Below are 19,365 nucleotides of genomic sequence, written 5' to 3'. Positions count from 1 at the left end.
TGTAAAAGGGGGGCAGGGGGGGATTTCAGCGCCGCCAATAATTTCTGATGAATGCCGCCAAAACCGCCGTTGCTCATCACTAAAATTTGATCGCCGGAGCACGTTTCGGCGGTAATGTTGGCGACGATGGCGTCAATTGCCGGCAAAATCGTCACGCGCTCGCCCAGTCCGGCAAACACTGCGCCAGCATCCCAGCCCAAATCCGCTGGCGCGAATACGAAAACGCGATCTGCATCCGCCAGCGCAGCTGCCAATTCCGCGTTATGCACACCGAGCCGCATCGTATTTGACGCGGTTCCAACACCGCCACGATGCGCTGGGTTCCGACTTGCTGGCGCAGCCCGTGCAACGTGGTCGCAATTGCCGTGGGATGGTGTGCGAAATCGTCGAACACGCGCACACCGTTGATTTCGCCACACAATTCCATCCGTCGCTTCACGCCTTGAAACCGCGCCAGCGCCGCAATCCCCACCGCAACCGGCACGCCGACATGCGCGCTGCCGCGAGCACTGCCAGCGCATTGTTGATGTTATGCAGCCCAGTGTGATTCCAGCGCACCGTTCCGACAATTGCGCCGTTAATCAACACGTTAAACGCTGAACCATCCGCCGCGAGCAATTCCGTTCTCCATTCGCCGCCAGCGCCGAATCGCTCGCACGGCGTCCAACAACCCATCTTTAGCACCGTGTCCAGTGCTGCATCCGCGCCCGGATGCACGATCAACCCGCTGCCGGGAACGGTGCGCACCAGATGATGAAATTGCCGTTGAATCTGCGCGAGATCGTCGAAAATGTCGGCGTGATCGAATTCCAAATTGTTCAAAATCAAGGTGCGCGGCGCGTAATGCACGAATTTGGAACGTTTATCAAAAAAGGCGGTGTCGTATTCGTCGGCCTCGACCACGAAAAACGGCGTCGAACCCAGCCGCGCTGAAACGCCGAAATTAATGGGAATTCCGCCGATTAAAAACCCGGGATTCAATCCGGCATCTTCTAACACCCACGCCAACATGCTCGCGGTCGTGGTTTTGCCGTGCGTGCCGGCGACCGCTAACACCCAGCGATCGTGCAGCAAATTGTCGTGCAACCACTGCGGGCCGGAGCAGTAACGCAGCCCGCGATCCAACATGAATTCCACTGCCGGAATGCCGCGCCGCATCGCATTTCCAACCACCACCACATCTGGCGCGGAATCGAGTTGCGCGGCAGCGTAGCCTTCGGTCAGGTCAATGCCCGCTGCTTCCAGTTGGGTGCTCATCGGTGGATAAACGTTGGCATCTGAGCCAGTGACGCGATGACCGAGCGCACGCGCGAGCAGCGCGATGCCGCCCATGAAGGTGCCGCAGATGCCGAGGATATGAAGGTGCATGAATGGACTCAAAAAAACCGCGATGAAATAGAGATCAACCGAAGATGCCAGTGACCACAATCACGCTGACAACTTCCAGCGCAATGCCAATCAGAATGCCTTGACCAAGGCTGATGTCGAAGGTGTGGCGCAAAATGTGCCCAGTGACGACGATGCCCCAAATCACCAAACCCAGCAGTAGCAACGCGCCAATCAGTGCCAAATCGGTGAACGTCCCCTGACCTACGCTGAAACTTAGCGGCAACAGTGCCGCCAATCCGAGCAACGCACTGCTGCCAAATAACGCAGTGGCGGATTGCTGAAATCGGGCGGAACGCTTGAACAGCGCCAGCGCGACGTACAGCGCCAATAGCGTCGCGGCAATTTCAATGCCGCCTTGCAACAGACTCATCCACCACGCCGCGCCCGCCGTGATGCCGACCAACATGCCGACCAGCCAATCTGCTGCTGCGGTGATCCCCAGCAAAAACAACGATGCCGGTAAATCTTGCGGCGCACGGCGCAAGGCGCAGAGTTCAATAAAAAAGCGAATTAACAGTTGCACGGTAGCTTCCGATGAAAATGAGCGATTTATTGCGCATTGGCGGTGAGCAACTGCGCCAGCGTCGTGGCGTAATGCTGCATCTCGTCTGCGGTGCGCAATTCGGTCGCGCAGGTTAACAGCGCCGAAGGCAATTCAGGATAATCCGCGCTGAGATCAACGCCGCCGAGAATGCCGTGCTCCGCCAATTGGTGCAGAATTTCAGCCGCTGGCGCAGGCAGTTGCAACGCCTGTTCGTGAAATGTTGGGCGATCAAACAGCGGCGCAATGCCGGGAATTGTGCACAGCAGCGCAGTCAATTTCTGCGTGTTGGCGTGACAGGCAGCGGCGACCCGCTCCAAACCTTCCGCGCCCAACAGTGCCAGATGAATAGTCGCTGCCGTCACCAGCAAACCCTGATTGGTGCAGATGTTGGAAGTTGCCTTGCCTCGCCGAATGTGTTGCTCGCGGGCTTGCAGCGTCAACGTAAATCCCGGTTTGCCATCGGCATCCAGCGTTTTTCCGACGATGCGCCCGGGCAGCTGGCGCACTAATTCCTGTTTACAACACAGAAATCCGGCATACGGACCACCGGAAGACAGCGGCATTCCCAGCGGCTGCGCTTCGCCGCAGGCAATATCTGCGCCCGCTACGCCCCATTCGCCGGGCGGTGATAACAACGCCAGCGCAATCGGATTAACCACGCCAATCACCAGTGCGCGATGTGCGTGTGCCCAATCGGTCAGAGCTGCGACATCTTCCATGACGCCGAAAAAGTTGGGCTGATTGATGACCACCGCAGCGATGTCTTGACCGTTCGCAGCTGCTTCCAATTGCGCAACCGGCGTATTTCCGCCAGTCCGGTCAAACGGAACCGTCACCAATTTAATGCCTTGCGCTGCAACAATCGTTTGCACCGTGCGCCGATACGCCGGATGCAGCGCCGCCGGAATTAACACGCGCATCGACTTGGTTTTGCGATTGGCGCGTACCGCCATCAACACCGCTTCCGCCAGCCCCGATGCGCCGTCATACAACGAGGCATTTGAAACATCCAACGCAGTCAGCGCCGTCATCATCGACTGGAATTCGTACAGCACCTGCAACGTGCCCTGACTGGCTTCGGCCTGATACGGCGTGTAGGCGCTATAAAATTCGCCGCGTCCGACGAGCTGCCACACGGCAGCGGGAATGTGATGGTCATACGCACCCGCGCCGATAAAACACAGCGGCTGGCCGTCGGCGCTGGCGCGAGCGGACATCAGCCGTGCAATCTCCATTTCTGCGAGCGCGGGCGGAATTGCCGCGCAGTCGCCGCTGCGCAACTCCGCCGGAATTTCATCAAACAAATCGTCAATAGAATTAACACCGATGGTTGCGAGCATTGCGCTAATGTCATCGGCGGTGTGGGGAATAAACGGCATAGCAAAAAATTCCTTGCGAATTAAAAGTGATTGAGTCAATTCCGAATTAGCATAACAAAAATGCAATCGCTTATGATGATTGCACCGCGCGTTTTAATCCGTTTTTAAATTTAATCTAACTGCGAAATACCGCAACAGTTTTACGCAATTCTCGCGCTTGATCTTCCAAACTTTCTGCCGCAGCCGCGCCCTGTTCGACCAGCGCAGCATTGCGCTGCGTAGTTTCGTCCATTTGTTCAATAGAATTGGTTACTTGCGTGATACTTATGCCCTGATTGCGACTCGCTTCAGCAATTTCAACCACGAGACCGAGTACCTGTTGGAAGGAGTCAACAATCGCTCGCATCGTCTGTCCGGTATCTTTAACCAACTGCACTCCCGCATCCACTTGCATCACCGAATCAGCAATTAACTCCTTGATTTCCTTAGCAGAATTCGCGGAACGTTGCGCCAAATTGCGCACTTCAGCAGCGACGACGGCGAAACCGCGTCCCTGCTCGCCAGCGCGTGCCGCCTCAACTGCCGCATTAAGCGCCAAGATATTAGTTTGAAATGCAATACTATCAATCACGCTAATAATATCAGCGATGTTTTTACTGGCAGTTTGAATTGCACCCATCGTATCTACAACGCGAGTCACGAGTTGACCGCCAACCATTGCTTGATCATTAGCATTGCGGGCAAAAGTGCTGGCACGTTTAGCATTGTCGGCCGTGTATTCAATGGATAATTTAAATTCATTCAGCACCCGCGCTGTATTTTTTAAACTATTGACCTGTTCTTCAGTGCGCTGCGACAAATCTGTATTCCCAGCCGCAATCTCTCTGGCAACGATATTAATCGTATTCGTCACTGCGCTGATTTGCCCAACCACACCGCGCAATCGTTCTATGGTGGCATTGGTATCAGTTTTGAGATCAGCAAACCGTCCCTGATATACAGATTCAATAGTACAAGTTAAATCAGCTTGCGCCAGTGCTTTTAATACATGAGCAAGATCATCAAACATTTGGGCGACGATTTCGGTGAGTTTATTCATACCCACAGCAATATCACAGAAAAATCCGTGCTTGCCATCCAAACTTAAACGTTGATTAAAATCACCCTGCGCGACCGCAGTTAACAGTGCATCTAATTCGCGCTCGGCAGCAACTTCGGCGGTGCGATCTGACCATTCTACAACTGTGCCCAAGCGTGCGCCGATGCGATTGAATACGGGATTAGCAATCAAATTAAAATGCCGTCCACCGGTCACTATTGATGCAGTATAGGTATCGCTTACATCTGTTAATAAATGTTCGTGATGTAGCTGATTATAGATATCGTTTAAACGCCGTCCCAGCACAGTATTGGCATCAAAATCAGGCACTTCTTGACGTAAATCGTTTTGCGCAATCTGCATCATGTGCGTGAATGCAGTATTAATATAAATAATACTGTTATCGCCATCAGTGACCATGATACTAGTGGATGCTTTATCCAGCGCACTGGTAATACGCCGCATTGCATCGGATGCGGCTTGCTCGGCAATGGTGCGTTCACTGAGATTGTGCTGCATCATATCCAGCGCCCGCAGCAGTGTACCGATTTCGTCGCAGCGAAAACTGTCGATGCGATTGGTATAATCGCCTTCACCAATGCGTTCAAATATCTGTACCACATTTAATAGCGGTTGCGCTACCATGCGCCGCGTGATGACTAATAACACCATCGTTCCAATAACAAACGATATACCAGCAATCAATAATCGATTCAGCAACGTCTCAAATAAAATTTCGTCGATTCCCGCTAACGATATATCAACGCCAATGACATATTCAATGCCATCACTTGATTGAGCAGGAACAAAGATGGAGCGAAAATCACCCCATTGATCGCTATATTGATCGTAGTGTATTTGCTCATCAGTAAAAGTGGCTTTTAAGCCAGCGCTGGCATCATCATAAGGATCAAGAAAATTGGTTATTTCTCCGCTTTCTTTTTCTTCTTTGGTATAGCTTGATGCAGTGAATAAGATGTTTTGTTCTTGTTCTATAATTGTATAGACATAAACTACTTTTGCTTGCTCGGCAAATACTGATAACCGACCAATAAACGCTTGATAAACTTCCGACGTAATAGCGTCAGGATGCGCCACTTGATTGTGATACGCATCACCAACTAAGCGTACTCCTTCAGCACTGGCTAACAGCTTGGCATCAATACCTTCAAGAATGGTGCGCTTTTGTTCTTGATAGGTATACATCAAGAACACTGTTAGGATGATAAAACTCATTATCATCATGGCTAATAATAGTTTTGATGATAATCCCAGTCGGTGATAACAACGCAACGTGTTCATTATGGGTTAAAACTCAAGTTATCAATGTGCGTTGCTATTCAACGCGCATTAATTAAGCGGATTCCATTTGAAATACCGCAACCGTTTTGTGTAATTCTCGCGCTTGATCTTCCAAACTTTCCGCCGCCGCCGCAGCCTGTTCCACCAGCGCGGCGTTGCGCTGCGTGGTTTCGTCCATTTGTCCAATAGAATGCTTCACTTGCGCTACATCGGCACTTTGTTCACGGCTGGCTTCGGCGATCTCGGCAACCAGACTGACCACCTGCTGAAAGGAGTCAACGATGGTGTGCATCGTTTGTCCGGTGTTTTCTACGAGCTGCACTCCAGCATCCACTCGCGTGACGGAATCACCAATTAACGCTTTGATTTCTTTGGCAGCATTCGCAGAACGTTGCGCTAAATTGCGCACTTCAGCCGCGACGACGGCAAAACCGCGTCCCTGTTCGCCAGCACGCGCTGCTTCAACTGCGGCGTTGAGTGCCAAGATGTTGGTTTGAAAAGCGATTCCATCAATCACGCCAATAATATCGGCAATGTTTTTGCTGGCGGTTTGGATTGCGGCCATCGTCTCTACCACGCGAGCGACGAGTTGACCGCCCGCTTGCGCCTGATGATTGGCGTCGTGCGCGAGGGCGCTGGCGCGTTTGGCATTGGTCGCAGTGTGTTGAATCGAAAGGTTAAAACTTTCGATAGCGCCCGCAGTTTTTTCCAAGCTGCTGGCTTGCTCTTCAGTGCGCTGGGATAAATCCGCATTACCGGCAGCGATTTCGCTGGCAGCAGTGTTAATCGCGTCCGTTGTACTGATCTGGCTGATCTGGCTGACCAAGCTGCGCAGTCGCTCAACGGTGGCGTTGGTGTCCGTTTTGAGCGTAGCAAACTGTCCCTGATATTCAGATTCAATCGTCTGCGTCAAATCGCTTGTGCCAATGCTTTCAATACTTTAGCGAGATCATCGAGCATTTGCGCGACGATTTCAGTCAATTTGTTCATGCTGATGGCGAGATCACGGAAAAATCCCTGTTTGCCGTCCATTTTCAGCGCTGACTGAAATCGCCCTGCGCGACCGCATTAATAGCGCATCTAATTCACGTTCGGCTGCAACTTCGGCGGTGCGATCTAGCCATTCAACAACCGTGCCCAGTCGTTCGCCATCGCTATTAAATACGGGATTAGCAACGAGTTGAAAATTGTGTCCGCCAGCGGTCATGGGTGCGCTGTAGGTTTGGCGCAGATTTGCCAACAAACGGCGCTGATGTTCTGGATTGCGATGAAAATCATTGAGTCGCGCCCAATTAAATCAGTCGCATTGAAATTGGGTAATTCGCGGCGCAAATCATTTTCGGCGAGCTGCATCATCTGCGTGAATGCTGCATTAACGTAAATCAATGCGCCATTTTGATCAGCAACCATCATGCTAGTCGAGGCTTTATCGAGGGCGCTGGTAATACGGCGCATGGCATTAGACGCAGTTTGTTCCGCAATAGTGCGCTCGGCGAGATGGTGCTGCATCGTATCTAAACCGCGCAGTAAAATACCGATTTCATCGCCGCGATTACTATCAATGCGCTGGCTGTAGTCGCCATTGCCGATTTGCGTAAATACCTGCACCACCCGCAATAGTGGTCGTGCCACCATTTGCCGCGAAACAAAAAACAATAATCCGCCAATTGCCAGCAGCAATAATCCTGATACTGCCAGCGTCGTATTGCGCAGCGTGGTGGCATCACGAGAAAATTCTTCTAAATAAGCGCCACCGCCAATCACCCAACCCCAATTTGAATACTGATTGTAAGCGGCAATTTTTAAGCGTGGTACAGTTTCATTTAATTCTTTATTCGACCATGGATATTGAATAACACCGTCCTTGTGTTCGAGTATTTCGCGGATGAATTCGCGTCCATCAGCATCTTTCGCAGCCGCAATGTTTTGACCTTCTTTTGCTGGATGCACGATTAATGTCCCGTAATTCTTACCGGGTTTAGCATCCAACACATAAAAATAACCCGTTTCACCAATTTTAAATGTGCGGAGTTGTTGTTTGAGTGCCGCCAATCCTTCCGTGAAATCAACGCCAATAAATAACACACCAATCACCCGCCATCGGTTAACAATGGTAGATATTTGGTCGTGTAATCGCGTCCGAATAGCGTTGCCTTGCCAATATACGGCTCGCCTGCGATCAATTTGGCGTAACCGGGATGCGTTGTGCCAAGCAATGTGCCCATCACACGCTGCCCTTGATCGTTTTTCAGCGAGGTCGCAATGCGTACAAAATCATCACCTTGACGCGCAAATACGGTGGCGACTGCGTCGGTTTGCGCAGTGAATGTGTCAATAGTGTTTACATTCAAATTAAGCACCTGTGCGCCATTACGCAGCGTGGGCGTGTTTTGTTCGCCAACTTGAATGGTTTGACTGGAATCAAGCGTGAATGACGCGGGGAACTGCGCGGCAAAAATCTGCATCAACCGATTTGCTTCTTGCTGCAATGCGCCGTCATAACTTTCAATCATTCGCACCATGAGCTGCGTTTGCTGCTGGAGCTGCTCGATGCCTTTGCGCTCCAAAATATCGCGGGCGTAAATGGTTAATCCCCAAGTGAGCGCCAGCAATAGCACGGCAGTAACGCCAAAAACAGTTGCACCGAGCTTGAACGCGAGCGATCTGGTGACGGATTGTGTCGTCATGATTGACCTTCTGAGTATTTATTACAAAGCGTTGTTTTTATATGAAAAGCCTGCGGTTGAAAGCGAAAATTTGCAAGCAATACGAAATTATTAAGCAGGACGCAGTTGAAAAAAGTTGTCAGTTGTCTATAAAAACAACGTTGTCACTGACAACTGAAAACTGCCAACTTATTTAGGCGTTTGCTGCGCCCACCAGCGCAACCCAATTAAAACGCTGACAAACAACGCTACTCCACCACCAATCCACCAGCTCGCCACCAGCGGATTGCGTTCAAAAATCGCAGTCTGATAAAAAATTGTCGCAGTTAAAAAGGCAATTCCCGTCGTCCAACAGCCGACAAAAATTGCCCAAGTCATTCCCGCCTCGCGCACAATCGCGCCAATCGTCGCCACGCACGGAAAATATAACAATACAAACAACAGGTAAGCGAATGCGCCAGCTTGCCCGTCAAATCGCGCCGCCATCGCGCCAAAAGTGCCAGTTTGCACGCCCTGCGTCGCCGCAGCAGTTTCTGCATCGCTCAAATCACCGACATTCAGCCCCAGCGGATCGAGCAGCCGCGCTCCCAGTTCCGCTAAATTGTTCGCCACTGACGCGCCAGCTTGTCCCAGATCACGCCATAAATCAAAGGGTTCTGGCTCGGTGGCTGGCGCAGAATCAGCGGCGAGATGACCGTACAGCGAATCGAGCGTTCCAACAATCACCTCTTTTGCCAACACGCCAGAAAACACGCCGAGCACCGCTGGCCAGTTGTCGTCACGAATTCCCAGCGGCGCAAATAACGGCGTGGCAGCGCGACTGACCGCAGCAAGAATAGAACGATCGCTGTCCTGATTATTCAAACTGCCGTCGCTGCCGACCGTTGCCAGCACATTCAGCGCCAGCACCATCAGCACGATCACCTTGCCCGCTTCGCGCAGAAATAATTTGACCCGATCCCAAGTCCGCAGCAGCACACCTTTCACGGTCGGCAAATGGTACGGCGGCAATTCCATCAGCAGCCCAGAACTGTCGCCTTTTAACAGCGTGTGTTTCATCGCCAGCCCGGACAGAATCGCCACGGCAATTCCAGTGAGATACAGCGCGAACACCAAATTTTGCCCAGAGTGCGGAAAGAACGCCGCAGCAAATAGCGCGTAAACCGGCAGCCGCGCTCCGCATGACATGAACGGATTCATCAAAATTGTGAGTTTGCGCTCGCGCTCACTTTCGAGGGTGCGCGTCGCCATTACCGCTGGGACGTTGCAGCCAAACCCGACAATCAGCGGCACAAACGCCTTGCCCGGCAGTCCGATGGAGCGCATGAATCGATCCATCACGAACGCCGCTCGCGCCATGTAGCCGCTGTCTTCCAAAATGGATAACACGATGTAAAGACTGGCAATAATCGGAATGAACGTGCCGACAACTTGCAGTCCGCGTCCGATGCCCTCGGCGAGCAGCAGAATTAACCACGCTGGCGCATTCCATGCTGCGAGCAGGGCGCTGAGTCCATCCACAAACAACGCTTGTCCGGTGAGATCGAAAAAGTCGATAAACGCGCCGCCGATGTTCATCGTGAACATAAACATCAAATAAATCATCAGTAAAAACAGCGGAATGCCGAAAATTCGGCTCAACACCACGCGGTCAATCCGATCCGACATTGTGCGTCCGACGCGATGCGATTGCCGCACCACGCGCTGAAACAGCGTGTGCGCGTGACCAAAGCGCGTGTCGGCGATGTGCAAATCTGCATCTTCGCCAGTGCGTTCGGCGATTTGATGGCGACCGAGAACGGCGCGAGCCAGCGCGGCGGCACTCACTACTTCCTCGGCGACGGGATCGGCTTCCAACAATTTCAGCGCCAGCCACCGCGCCGTTGCTCGTTCTGGCACATCCACCAGCAGCGGCAGCAACTCGGCAATGACTGCTTCCACACAATCGCCGTGCTCCAGCGCAGTACCTGCTGGCTCGCGCCCTTCGGCAACGGCGAGCAGTCGCGCCTGCAACTCGGTCAAACCTTCTTTGGTGACGGCAACCACTGGCACAACCGGACAACCCAGCGCCGCTGCGAGTTGTTCCGTGTCAATTTGAATGCCGCGTTTGCGGGCGATGTCCATCATGTTGAGCGCGATGACAATCGGAACGCCCATTTCCAGCAATTGCACGGTCAAATACAGATTGCGCTCCAAACTGTTGGCGTCGAGCACATTGACGATCACATCCGCGTCACGACTGAGCAAATAATCTCGCGTCACCATTTCGTCGAGCGAGCTGGCATCGAGCGAATAAATCCCCGGCAAATCAATCACCCGCACCGTGCGCCCGTCGAGTTCCAACGCGCCCTCTTTACGCTCCACCGTGACGCCGGGCCAATTACCGGTGGTTTGGCGAATTCCAGTTAACGCATTGAATAACGCAGATTTTCCGCAATTGGGATTGCCGCCAAGCGCGATGGTGAGCGGGCGCGAGGTGTGAACAGGCGGCAGTGAAGAAGACGTGGTCATGATGTCAAGCGTCCTACAACGAATTGGTTTCGAGTAACGGTGTGGGCGGATCAGATGATTCCATCACGGCTGGCGCATTGGGCGTGACCCAGAGTTTGTCTGCAATGCCCGCGCCTACCGCAATGCGCACTTCGCCAATCGCCAGCACCAACCCTTGACCCGCCGCTGCACGATCTGCAACACACTGCCTTGACGCAGTCCCAGCGCCAATAAACGTCGGGTCAATTGGCGACCGCCGCGAATATCAGCAAGATGCGCTGAAGCACCGTGTGGCAATTCAGAAAGTTTTATCAATTCAGTTGTTTGCAACATAATGTACTCAATTGTTTTATTAACAGTTAATGATAACCTGAACGGCATCGTTAAACGGCGCTGCGCCGTTGCCTTTTGCTGACAACCCGCGACAATGCCCCGCTGCCAGAACCTCATCGAGATTTCGCTATGTCCTTTATTAATACCCCTGATTATCGTCACGACCAACCGGAATGCCTCGGCATCTTACTGGCCAATTTGGGCACACCAGACACACCGAAAGTTGCTGATGTGCGCCGCTATCTGGCGGAATTTCTGTGGGATCAGCGCGTAGTGGAAATGGCGCGGCTGCCGTGGTGGTTCATTTTGCACGGCGTGATTTTGCGCACTCGCCCCAAACATTCCGCCAAGGCGTATCAATCGTATGGACAGCGGACGGTTCGCCATTGCTGGCAATTGCGCGGCGGCAAGCGAACGCACTGCAACAATTGTTCAAACAACGCAGCGCCGCACCAATTAAAGTGGCGTTGGGAATGCGTTATGGCAATCCCTCTATTGCCAGCGCGTTAAATGAATTGCGCGAAGCCAATGCGCGACGCATTTTGGTATTGCCGCTTTATCCGCAGTATTCCAGTTCCACGACCGCTGCCGTATTCGATGCTGTGACGACCGAATTGCAACGCTGGCGCTGGCTGCCGGAATTGCGGTTTATTAACCAATATCACGACGATCCGCATTACATTGCCGCACTTGCTGCCAGCATTCGCGCACATTGGGCAGAACATGGCGCAGCAGAACGGCTGTTATTTTCATTTCACGGTATTCCGCGCAAGTATTTTGATCTCGGCGATCCGTACCATTGCCAATGCCAAAAGACAGCGCGATTGGTTACGGAACAATTGGAATTGCCGCCGGAACGCTGGTTTTTATCATTTCAATCGCGGTTGGGAAAACAAGAATGGCTGCGTCCGTATACCGATCACACGTTAAACGAATGGGGCGCAGCAGGAATTAAATCGGTGCAGGTCTTATCACCGGGCTTTTCCGCAGATTGTTTGGAAACGATTGAAGAAATTAGTGAGGAAAACCGCCACCGCTTTTTAGCCGCTGGTGGTGAAACTTACAGCTATATTCCGTGTTTAAATGACAGCCCGGCGCATATTGAAATGCTGGCGAATTTAATCACGCGGCATTGCAGCGGTTGGCCAGAAATCACGGATGCAGCAATGGATGCGAATGAATTGGCGCAACGCTGCGAACGCGCCCGCGCAATGGGTGCTGCGCATTAAATTGAAAAATCCCCCCTGCCCCCCTTTTCCAAAGGGGGGAAAAGAAAAACACTCACTCCAAAGGGAAATAAAAGCCCCCTTTAGCAAAGGGGGTTGGAGGATTTGTTAAAAACAAAACTGATTATTCAAACATGGCGCATTTCTACTTTTTGCTGGGATTGGGTTTAATCGTGTTACTGGCGCTGCTGCGGCAAATATGGCGCATGGCGCTCAATTGGTTATATCCGCCTTATCGCGCCGATAACCTGTTATTTAATCCAGCGCAGCGCCGGTTGAAAACTGCGTTGGAACAAGCAGTTGGGTGCGATTATCGGCTTTACGGACGAATTCGCGTGGCGGATGTGATTGGATTGCGCGGGCGATTGACACGCCGCGAACAGGAGCAAGCACTGGCGCGATTAGATGGACTGAGTTTTGATTTTTTGCTGTGTACGCCGGAAAGCACTGCGTTGGTTGGAGCAATTGCGCTGCTGCCGAATTCGCATTGGCCAAACGACCTATTGCGGCAGCGGCGTTTGCGCCAGATTTGCACCGCAGCAGCATTGCCGTTGCTGTGTATTGAAGAGCGCGATGATTATGTTATTGCTGATCTTGCGGCGCAGATTTTTACATTGCTGCAAACGCGCTGGCTGGGTGTGATGCCGAATGAAAAAACGATGAATGCAATCAAACCAACACCGGCGGTAGTGACGAATCACGATGATTGGGATGATCGACCACTGATTGAACGCTGCGAACCGGTACTGTCTATTCAGCACGATGCAGCGGAACCGGAATTTAAGATGAATATAACGCTGGATATAGGCGATGAAATACCGCGTATTACAGCGGAAAAACGTCATCGCTGGCGCAGTTAATGCGGCTTTTTGAGTATGGCTCGAGCGAATTCAGTTGCGGAAAGCGGACGTGAAAATAAATAGCCTTGGCAAGCATAGCAATCTTGACGAATCAGAAAATCTAATTGCGCCTGCGTTTCCACGCCTTCAGCAATGACTTTCAAATGAAGATTACGCGCCATTGCAATAATGGTTGCCGCAATTTCCATGTCATTTTGATCGCCGGGAATATCACGGACAAAACCCTGATCAATTTTTAATTCATCAATGGGAAAGCGTTTGAGATATGCCAGCGAGGAATAACCCGTACCAAAGTCGTCAATTGAAAGACGCGGCCCAAGTGCTTTAAGCGCGTGAAGTAACTCAACCGCTTGCTCACCGCCACCCATAATCATGCTTTCGGTCAATTCGAGTTTCAGATAATGTGCTGGAAACTGGGTTTCTTTGAGAATCAAGGCGATGCGCTGCACTAAATCGCGCTGCTGCAATTGCCGACCGGATAAATTAACCGCAATTGTCAATGGTGATAATCCGGCATCTAACCAGCGTTTTCCTTGAATACATGCAGTGCGCAATACCCATTCACCCAGCACGACAATTTGCCCAGTTTCTTCGGCAATGGGAATAAAACGCAGCGGTGAAATCATTCCTTCTTCTGGTGATTGCCAGCGCACCAGCGCCTCACAACCAATTAACGCATTATTTTTTGTATCGAATTGCGGTTGATAATGCAGCACAAATTCTTCATTCGCTAGCGCCCGATGCAGTCGCGCTTCTAATGCCAGTCGTTCATTCGCTGCCGCAGTTAAGGTTGGCGTATAAAACCGATAAGTGTTGCGTCCCTGTTCTTTTGATTGATATAGCGCGACATCTGCATGTTTAACTAATTCAGTGACTGTGCGCCCATCATCAGGAAATAAACTAATGCCAATACTGACGCCAATATAAACCTCGTGACGGCACTTAATTCCTGCCTCAAGTAATTCGTCGGTCACATGCGCCCGCGAAGTGGTGAGAGAGAATGGCTTTTCTAATAGTTTTAGCAGGGTTTGCGCGACGCCCGCTGCATCTTCTGGTTCTGTGATATTTTCGAGCACAATCAGGAACTCATCGCCGCCGAGTCGTCCAACGGTGTCCTCTTCGCGCAACCGTTCACTCAAACGTTGTGCCAGCGTGGTGAGTAATTCATCGCCAGCCGGATGTCCCAAACTGTCGTTGACGTTTTTGAAGCGATCCAAATCCAAAAACAGCACGGCGACGCGTTGCCCTTGTCGCTCGGCGCGTTCAATCGCGTGTTGCAGCCGCGATTGCACCAAGCGGCGATTGGGCAAATGGGTTAACGGATCGTAGTGCACGAGATGTTCCAGTTGCGCTTCCGACTGTTTGAGCTGGCTGATGTCAGTCATCACGCCGACGTAATGGCTCGGCTCGCCTTGACTGTCGTAAACGACGCTGATGCTCAACAGTTGCGGATAAATTTCTCCATTTTTGCGGCGGTTACAGATTTCGCCTTGCCAGTGTCCGTTCTCGCGGAGACTGGCCCACAGCTCTTGATAAAACAATGGTTCCTGCCGCCCGGATTGGAGCAAACGGGGATTTTGCCCGCGCACTTCGGTTTCGGTGTAGCCGCTGATGTCGGTATAAGCGCGGTTGACGGTAAGAATCCGCGCTTCAAGGTCGGTGATGATGACGCCCTCGCGGGTGCTCTCAAACACGGTTGCGGCTTGGCGCAGCGTGGTATCGGCATGAATGCGCGTCACTGCGAGTCCGGCGATGCAGGCGAATTCGTTAATGAGTTTCAATTCGCTTGCGGAAGGTTGGCGCGGTCGAAGATAAGTGAGATGAAAATAGCCCAGAATTTCTCCGGCGCTGCCGCAAAACGGAATCGACCAACTGACGGGAGAATTGCTTCCATTCGACGCGCTTTTTTCAGAGAAAACGTTTAAATCCGCTGCCGCCAAAGATAATCTGAAAAGATTTCCATTAAATGCTTCATCACAAATTTCAATCTTCACGCACATTTCAGGGTGAATTTCTTCCAGCCGAGTGATGATTTTCTTCATGATTTCCGGCAATGCTTGATTATCCACCAGCCCATCAAGTACGGCTAAACGGGTTTCCTGCATCTGCTCGGCCAGTTTCGCTTCGGTGATGTCATGCCACACGCCGGTTGCCACTGGACTTGCCGCATCAATCACGCAGAGTTCATCACGAAGCCAGCGCACCTGATGCTGGCGATCAAAAAACGGTAATCGTGGCTGATTGGTGCGGTGTCACGCAGTTCTGCCAGACGCGCCAGCGTTTCCGCTCGATCATCGGGATGCAACTGCGCTTCCCACCAATTAGGCTGCAACGCTTCCGCAGCGGAATAACCCAGCAGCCGAGCGATATTTTCACTGACCCAAGTCAGCGGCATCTGCGTTGATGCGCTGGCGCGTGTACAAAATCACTGGACTGGTCGCCAGCACCTGCTCCAAGCGCGGTGTTTCATGCAGATTGGCGCGTTCGCGGAGCAGATTGCGCTGCCCGACACCTTTTCAACGTCGCCGGCAGTTTGTGTAAGTAGCCGTTATATTTAGAAACGTAGTCGTTCACGCCGAGATGAATGGCGCGAGCAGCGACTTCTTCATTGCCCTGCCCAGACACCATGACGATCGGAATATCCAGTCCGCGTTCGGCGCGGAGAATTTTGACTGCTTCCAGCGCATCCAAGCCCGGCAAACGGTAATCCAGCAGCACCACGTCGTAATCGGCAGGAGTGTGGTTGTTGTGCGGCAAACAGGATAAAACCTGCATCACATCCAGCACTGTCATCACGCGAATGTGCGGCGCATAACGGGCGAAATGGCGCAGCGTTAAATCAATGTCGGCAGCATTGTGTTCGGCATAAATTACGCGCAGCGGCTGGGCGCGGCGCACGCTGGCTTCGTGAAAACGTTGATAAGCGTCGTGCAAGGTGGCGGGCAAACGATCCAATGATCTGTCGCCCTTGGTGAGATAGTCATCCGCGCCAGCTTGCAAGGCAGCAATCGCCGCATCTTGATCGCCGGAACCCGTCAGCATCACTACCGCCAGCGGCAATTGGCGCTCGCGGATGTGCGCCAGCAATTCCAATCCCGAGCCGTCCGGCAGTTTAAGATCAATCAATGCCAAATCGTAATTTGTCGCTGCGTCGCCTTGCAGACAGATGACCGCTGCGGTTAATGATGGCGTGGTTTCAAGCTGAATCTCAGGGGCGCGACGCTCCAAAACGCGCCGCGTCAAATCAGCATCGACGGGATTATCTTCAACATGCAGAACACGCATCACGGCGTTAACCTCGATGGCGGATGATTGACTAAACACCAATATAATTCGATGTGTGCGGCAACTTCCATAAAGGTTTCAAAATTCACAGGTTTAACGATATAAGAATTGACATGGAGCCGATACGCAGCAGCAACATCTTGATCTTCGCGGGATGAAGTAAGCACCACGATTGGCAAATCTTGACTGACAGAATGCGCTCGCAATTGCTGCAACACTTCCAATCCGCTCACTCGCGGCAGTTTAAGATCAAGCAAAATCACCAGCGGTAACGGCTCGCCTGCTTCCCAACGCGGAATCCACGCCAACGCCTCTTCACCGTCGCGGGCAACTTCTACTGGATTAAGCAAACGCCGCCGCCGAAACGCCCGCAGCGTGAGATCAACATCCATTGGATTGTCTTCTACCAATAGAATAGGGCGCGTATTCGGGTCTTGGGACATCGACTTCTCCATCAATAGAAAATCAATTCACCTAAACGTTATGCGGTTGTTAATAAGAAACGTGGTCACTGACAACTTTTTATGCTGCGTCTAATTTCATACCACGCCAGACAATGACAAAACCAATTGCTGTTGCTGCTGCGCCAACACCAAAACTCATCAATGCGCCAGTATCTGCCCATAAAAAACCGCCGAGTAAACTTCCTGCTGCGCCGCCTGCACCAAAACTCAGGCTGTTATACAACGCTTGACCGCGTCCTTGAGTACGTCCTGAAAACGCATGATGAACAAAGTGAATTGCGGCGGCATGAAAAGTGCCAAAAGTCACGGCGTGAAGTAATTGCGCAATGATTTGCACTGGTAATAATGCAACGAAATTGCCGATCAAGAGCCAGCGTACTACAGCGAATGCCAAACTCCATAGCAACACTCGTCGCGCTCCGAAATGATCAAGCAAACGCGGTGTGACCAAAAAAATCAGTACTTCCGCAAATACGCCAATCGCCCATAAATTACCAACAGCAACGCTTGAATAACCTGCTGCTTTCAAATGTAGTGAATAAAAAGCGTAATAAATGCCGTGACTCAACTGCATTAAAAAACAGGCAGCAAAGAATGCAATCATCGTTCGCTGCTGCAAGATATGACGCAAAGACAATGTCGCGTGTTCGCTGTGCACTGGCGCACTGTCGGGAATCAATAGTGAACTCAACCACACACTAATAAAGAGAACCAGTAACCAAATTGGCAGCGTGGTGACTGCATCGTGTGTTAAGCGCCAGCCCAGCAGTGTGACAATCACAATAAAACCGACTGATCCCCATAAACGCACCAGCGCGTAACGTGAGGATTTAGCTTGTAAATGATTAAATGTGACGGCTTCAACTTGCGGTAGTGAACTATTCCAGAAAAAGCTAAATAACAGCATTGCTGCTGCCATTGACCAAAAGCTGTGCGCAATAAAGACGGTGAGAAATGTCAGCGCCGCCAATAACGCGCCAAGTCGCACCAATGGCATTCGCTGTCCGCTGCGATCCACGAGATGACCCCAAACGATTGGCGCGATGATTTTGGTGATTGAGAGCAGCGCCAGCAATTGCCCAATGGCGAGCGCATCAAAACCTTCAGCTTGAAGGTACAGCGCCCAATACGGCACGAGCGCACCGAGTGAGGCGAAATAACACAGGTAATAAGCGGACAGACGCCAATACGGCATTGATTTGGTTTCAGTTAGCAGTTTTCAATCGTCAGCACCATACACACCATTGTTTCCAATGGTAATTGCTGGCGCTGTACGGTGAAACGGTGATTTAGATTGACGGCGGAATCGCAGCGATAGGCGGCGTCACGTCGGCATTTTGAGCGCGTTGGCGCAGCAGATGATCCATTAACACCAGCGCCAGCATTGCTTCGGCAATGGGCGTGGCGCGAATGCCGACGCACGGATCATGGCGACCCAGCGTCACAACTTCGGTCGCTGCGCCCTGATTATTGATCGTGCGTCCGGGCAGCCGAATGCTGGAGGTCGGTTTCAGCGCGAGGCGAGCAATCACATCTTGACCCGACGAAATGCCGCCGAGAATGCCGCCAGCGTGATTGCTCAAAAATCCGTCCGGCGTCATTTCATCGCGGTGTTCCGTGCCGCGCTGTTCGATGCAGCGAAAACCTGCGCCGATTTCAACGCCTTTGACTGCGTTAATACTCATCAGCGCGTGGGCGATGTCGGCATCCAGCCGGTCAAAAATCGGTTCGCCGAGTCCGGTCGGCATTCCGCTGGCAACCACCGTCACTGCTGCGCCGATGGAGTTGCCGGCTTTGCGCAGTCCATCCATGAATGTTTCTAAATCGGCGACCGTCGCTGCGCACGGCCAAAAAAACGGATTCCGCGCTACTTCATCCCAATCAAAGGCTTGCGGATGAATTGCGCCCAGTTGCGACAAATAACCGCGCACCGTAATTCCGCACTGCTCGGCGAGATATTTCTTGGCAATTGCGCCCGCCGCAACGCGCACTGCCGTTTCTCGCGCTGATGAACGCCCGCCACCGCGATAATCGCGCACACCATATTTTTGCTCGTAGGTGTAATCGGCGTGACCGGGACGATAACGATCAGCGATTTCGGAATAATCCTTTGACCGTTGATCTTCGTTGCGAATCAACAGCCCAATCGGTGCGCCGGTGGTGCGTCCTGCAAATACGCCAGACAGAATTTCCACCGTGTCGGATTCGCGGCGCTGCGTGGTGTGGCGCGATTGCCCCGGTTTGCGGCGATCCAAATCACCTTGCAAATCAGCGGCGTTTAGTTCTAAACCGGGCGGACAACCATCGACGATGCCGCCAATTGCTGCGCCATGACTTTCACCAAAGCTGGTGATGACGAAAAGTTTGCCGAAGCTATTTCCAGACATG

17 protein-coding genes and 2 pseudogenes are annotated in these 19,365 nt (G+C 52.1%); 2 read left to right on the top strand and 17 right to left on the bottom strand.

The genetic code is table 11. The annotated features are described in order from the left end of the window. Positions 1-23: 23 nt before the first annotated feature. The 11 genes and pseudogenes from mpl to CXB77_RS12950 all read right to left on the bottom strand — a co-directional run. A pseudogene (gene mpl / locus CXB77_RS12995) lies at positions 24-1,368 on the bottom strand (UDP-N-acetylmuramate:L-alanyl-gamma-D-glutamyl-meso-diaminopimelate ligase); the annotation flags it as partial. Between the two features lie 34 nt (positions 1,369-1,402). Beyond that, positions 1,403-1,912: a hypothetical protein gene (locus tag CXB77_RS12990; protein WP_105074246.1), complete on the bottom strand. Its 510-nt coding sequence runs from the start codon at positions 1,910-1,912 to the stop codon at positions 1,403-1,405. Positions 1,913-1,938: 26 nt separating this feature from the next. Beyond that, positions 1,939-3,312: an aminomethyl-transferring glycine dehydrogenase subunit GcvPA gene (gene gcvPA, locus CXB77_RS12985; protein ID WP_105074759.1), complete on the bottom strand. Its 1,374-nt coding sequence runs from the start codon at positions 3,310-3,312 to the stop codon at positions 1,939-1,941. Between the two features lie 115 nt (positions 3,313-3,427). Next, the gene (locus CXB77_RS12980; protein WP_172452665.1) at positions 3,428-5,587 is read right to left on the bottom strand and encodes a methyl-accepting chemotaxis protein; all 2,160 of its coding nucleotides are present in this window, start codon (positions 5,585-5,587) and stop codon (positions 3,428-3,430) included. Positions 5,588-5,705: 118 nt separating this feature from the next. Further along, complete coding sequence (locus CXB77_RS12975; RefSeq protein WP_197711061.1) at positions 5,706-6,566, bottom strand: methyl-accepting chemotaxis protein; 861 nt, start codon at positions 6,564-6,566, stop codon at positions 5,706-5,708. Further along, positions 6,563-6,685: a hypothetical protein gene (locus CXB77_RS23180; RefSeq protein WP_277949405.1), complete on the bottom strand. Its 123-nt coding sequence runs from the start codon at positions 6,683-6,685 to the stop codon at positions 6,563-6,565. Before CXB77_RS23180 ends, CXB77_RS12975 begins: the two co-directional genes overlap by 4 nt. Then, positions 6,657-6,860, bottom strand: coding sequence for a hypothetical protein (locus CXB77_RS12970; RefSeq protein ID WP_146108821.1), 204 nt, complete (start codon positions 6,858-6,860; stop codon positions 6,657-6,659). The genes CXB77_RS23180 and CXB77_RS12970 overlap by 29 nt, the downstream gene beginning before the upstream one ends. Then, positions 6,857-7,738 (bottom strand): Cache 3/Cache 2 fusion domain-containing protein, encoded by an 882-nt coding sequence (locus tag CXB77_RS23175; RefSeq protein ID WP_146108820.1) that lies wholly within the window; start codon positions 7,736-7,738, stop codon positions 6,857-6,859. The genes CXB77_RS12970 and CXB77_RS23175 overlap by 4 nt, the downstream gene beginning before the upstream one ends. A gap of 5 nt (positions 7,739-7,743) precedes the next feature. After that, complete coding sequence (locus CXB77_RS23170; protein WP_105074241.1) at positions 7,744-8,340, bottom strand: Cache 3/Cache 2 fusion domain-containing protein; 597 nt, start codon at positions 8,338-8,340, stop codon at positions 7,744-7,746. A 168-nt stretch (positions 8,341-8,508) separates the two neighbouring features. Next, on the bottom strand, positions 8,509-10,830 hold the full coding sequence (feoB, locus tag CXB77_RS12955; RefSeq protein ID WP_105074240.1) for a Fe(2+) transporter permease subunit FeoB: 2,322 nt from the start codon (positions 10,828-10,830) through the stop codon (positions 8,509-8,511). A 114-nt stretch (positions 10,831-10,944) separates the two neighbouring features. Beyond that, entirely contained in the window at positions 10,945-11,142 is a 198-nt protein-coding gene (locus tag CXB77_RS12950) for a FeoA family protein (RefSeq protein ID WP_242445702.1), read from the bottom strand. Positions 11,143-11,271: 129 nt separating this feature from the next. On the opposite strand from CXB77_RS12950, the pseudogene hemH reads away from it, so the two are divergent. Both hemH and CXB77_RS12940 read left to right on the top strand, forming a co-directional pair. Further along, positions 11,272-12,371 (top strand): annotated as a pseudogene (gene hemH, locus CXB77_RS12945) (ferrochelatase). Between the two features lie 131 nt (positions 12,372-12,502). Continuing rightward, positions 12,503-13,228 carry a DUF2726 domain-containing protein gene (locus CXB77_RS12940; protein WP_105074239.1) on the top strand — a complete coding sequence of 242 codons (726 nt, stop codon included), beginning with the start codon at positions 12,503-12,505 and terminating at the stop codon, positions 13,226-13,228. Here the strand turns inward: CXB77_RS12940 and CXB77_RS19295 are convergent. The 6 genes from CXB77_RS19295 to aroC form a co-directional block, all read right to left on the bottom strand. After that, positions 13,225-15,432 carry a putative bifunctional diguanylate cyclase/phosphodiesterase gene (locus CXB77_RS19295; protein WP_242445701.1) on the bottom strand — a complete coding sequence of 736 codons (2,208 nt, stop codon included), beginning with the start codon at positions 15,430-15,432 and terminating at the stop codon, positions 13,225-13,227. The two genes, CXB77_RS12940 and CXB77_RS19295, sit on opposite strands and share 4 nt — an antisense overlap. Beyond that, on the bottom strand, positions 15,402-15,623 hold the full coding sequence (locus CXB77_RS22095) for a PAS domain-containing protein (protein WP_105074238.1): 222 nt from the start codon (positions 15,621-15,623) through the stop codon (positions 15,402-15,404). The genes CXB77_RS19295 and CXB77_RS22095 overlap by 31 nt, the downstream gene beginning before the upstream one ends. A gap of 71 nt (positions 15,624-15,694) precedes the next feature. Then, positions 15,695-16,513: a response regulator gene (locus tag CXB77_RS22090; RefSeq protein WP_105074237.1), complete on the bottom strand. Its 819-nt coding sequence runs from the start codon at positions 16,511-16,513 to the stop codon at positions 15,695-15,697. Next, entirely contained in the window at positions 16,513-16,956 is a 444-nt protein-coding gene (locus CXB77_RS12920) for a response regulator (protein WP_105074236.1), read from the bottom strand. The genes CXB77_RS22090 and CXB77_RS12920 overlap by 1 nt, the downstream gene beginning before the upstream one ends. Before the next feature lie 79 nt (positions 16,957-17,035). Then, positions 17,036-18,172, bottom strand: a complete 1,137-nt coding sequence (locus CXB77_RS12915; protein WP_105074235.1) for an MFS transporter — start codon at positions 18,170-18,172, stop codon at positions 17,036-17,038. 94 nt (positions 18,173-18,266) lie between these two features. Next, positions 18,267-19,364, bottom strand: coding sequence for a chorismate synthase (gene aroC / locus CXB77_RS12910; RefSeq protein WP_105074234.1), 1,098 nt, complete (start codon positions 19,362-19,364; stop codon positions 18,267-18,269). Position 19,365: the final 1 nt, after the last annotated feature.

It is taken from the genome of Chromatium okenii (genome assembly GCF_002958735.1).
In the GTDB taxonomy this organism is placed as follows: domain Bacteria; phylum Pseudomonadota; class Gammaproteobacteria; order Chromatiales; family Chromatiaceae; genus Chromatium; species Chromatium okenii_A.
This window is presented reverse-complemented; position numbering and strand designations above follow the sequence as displayed.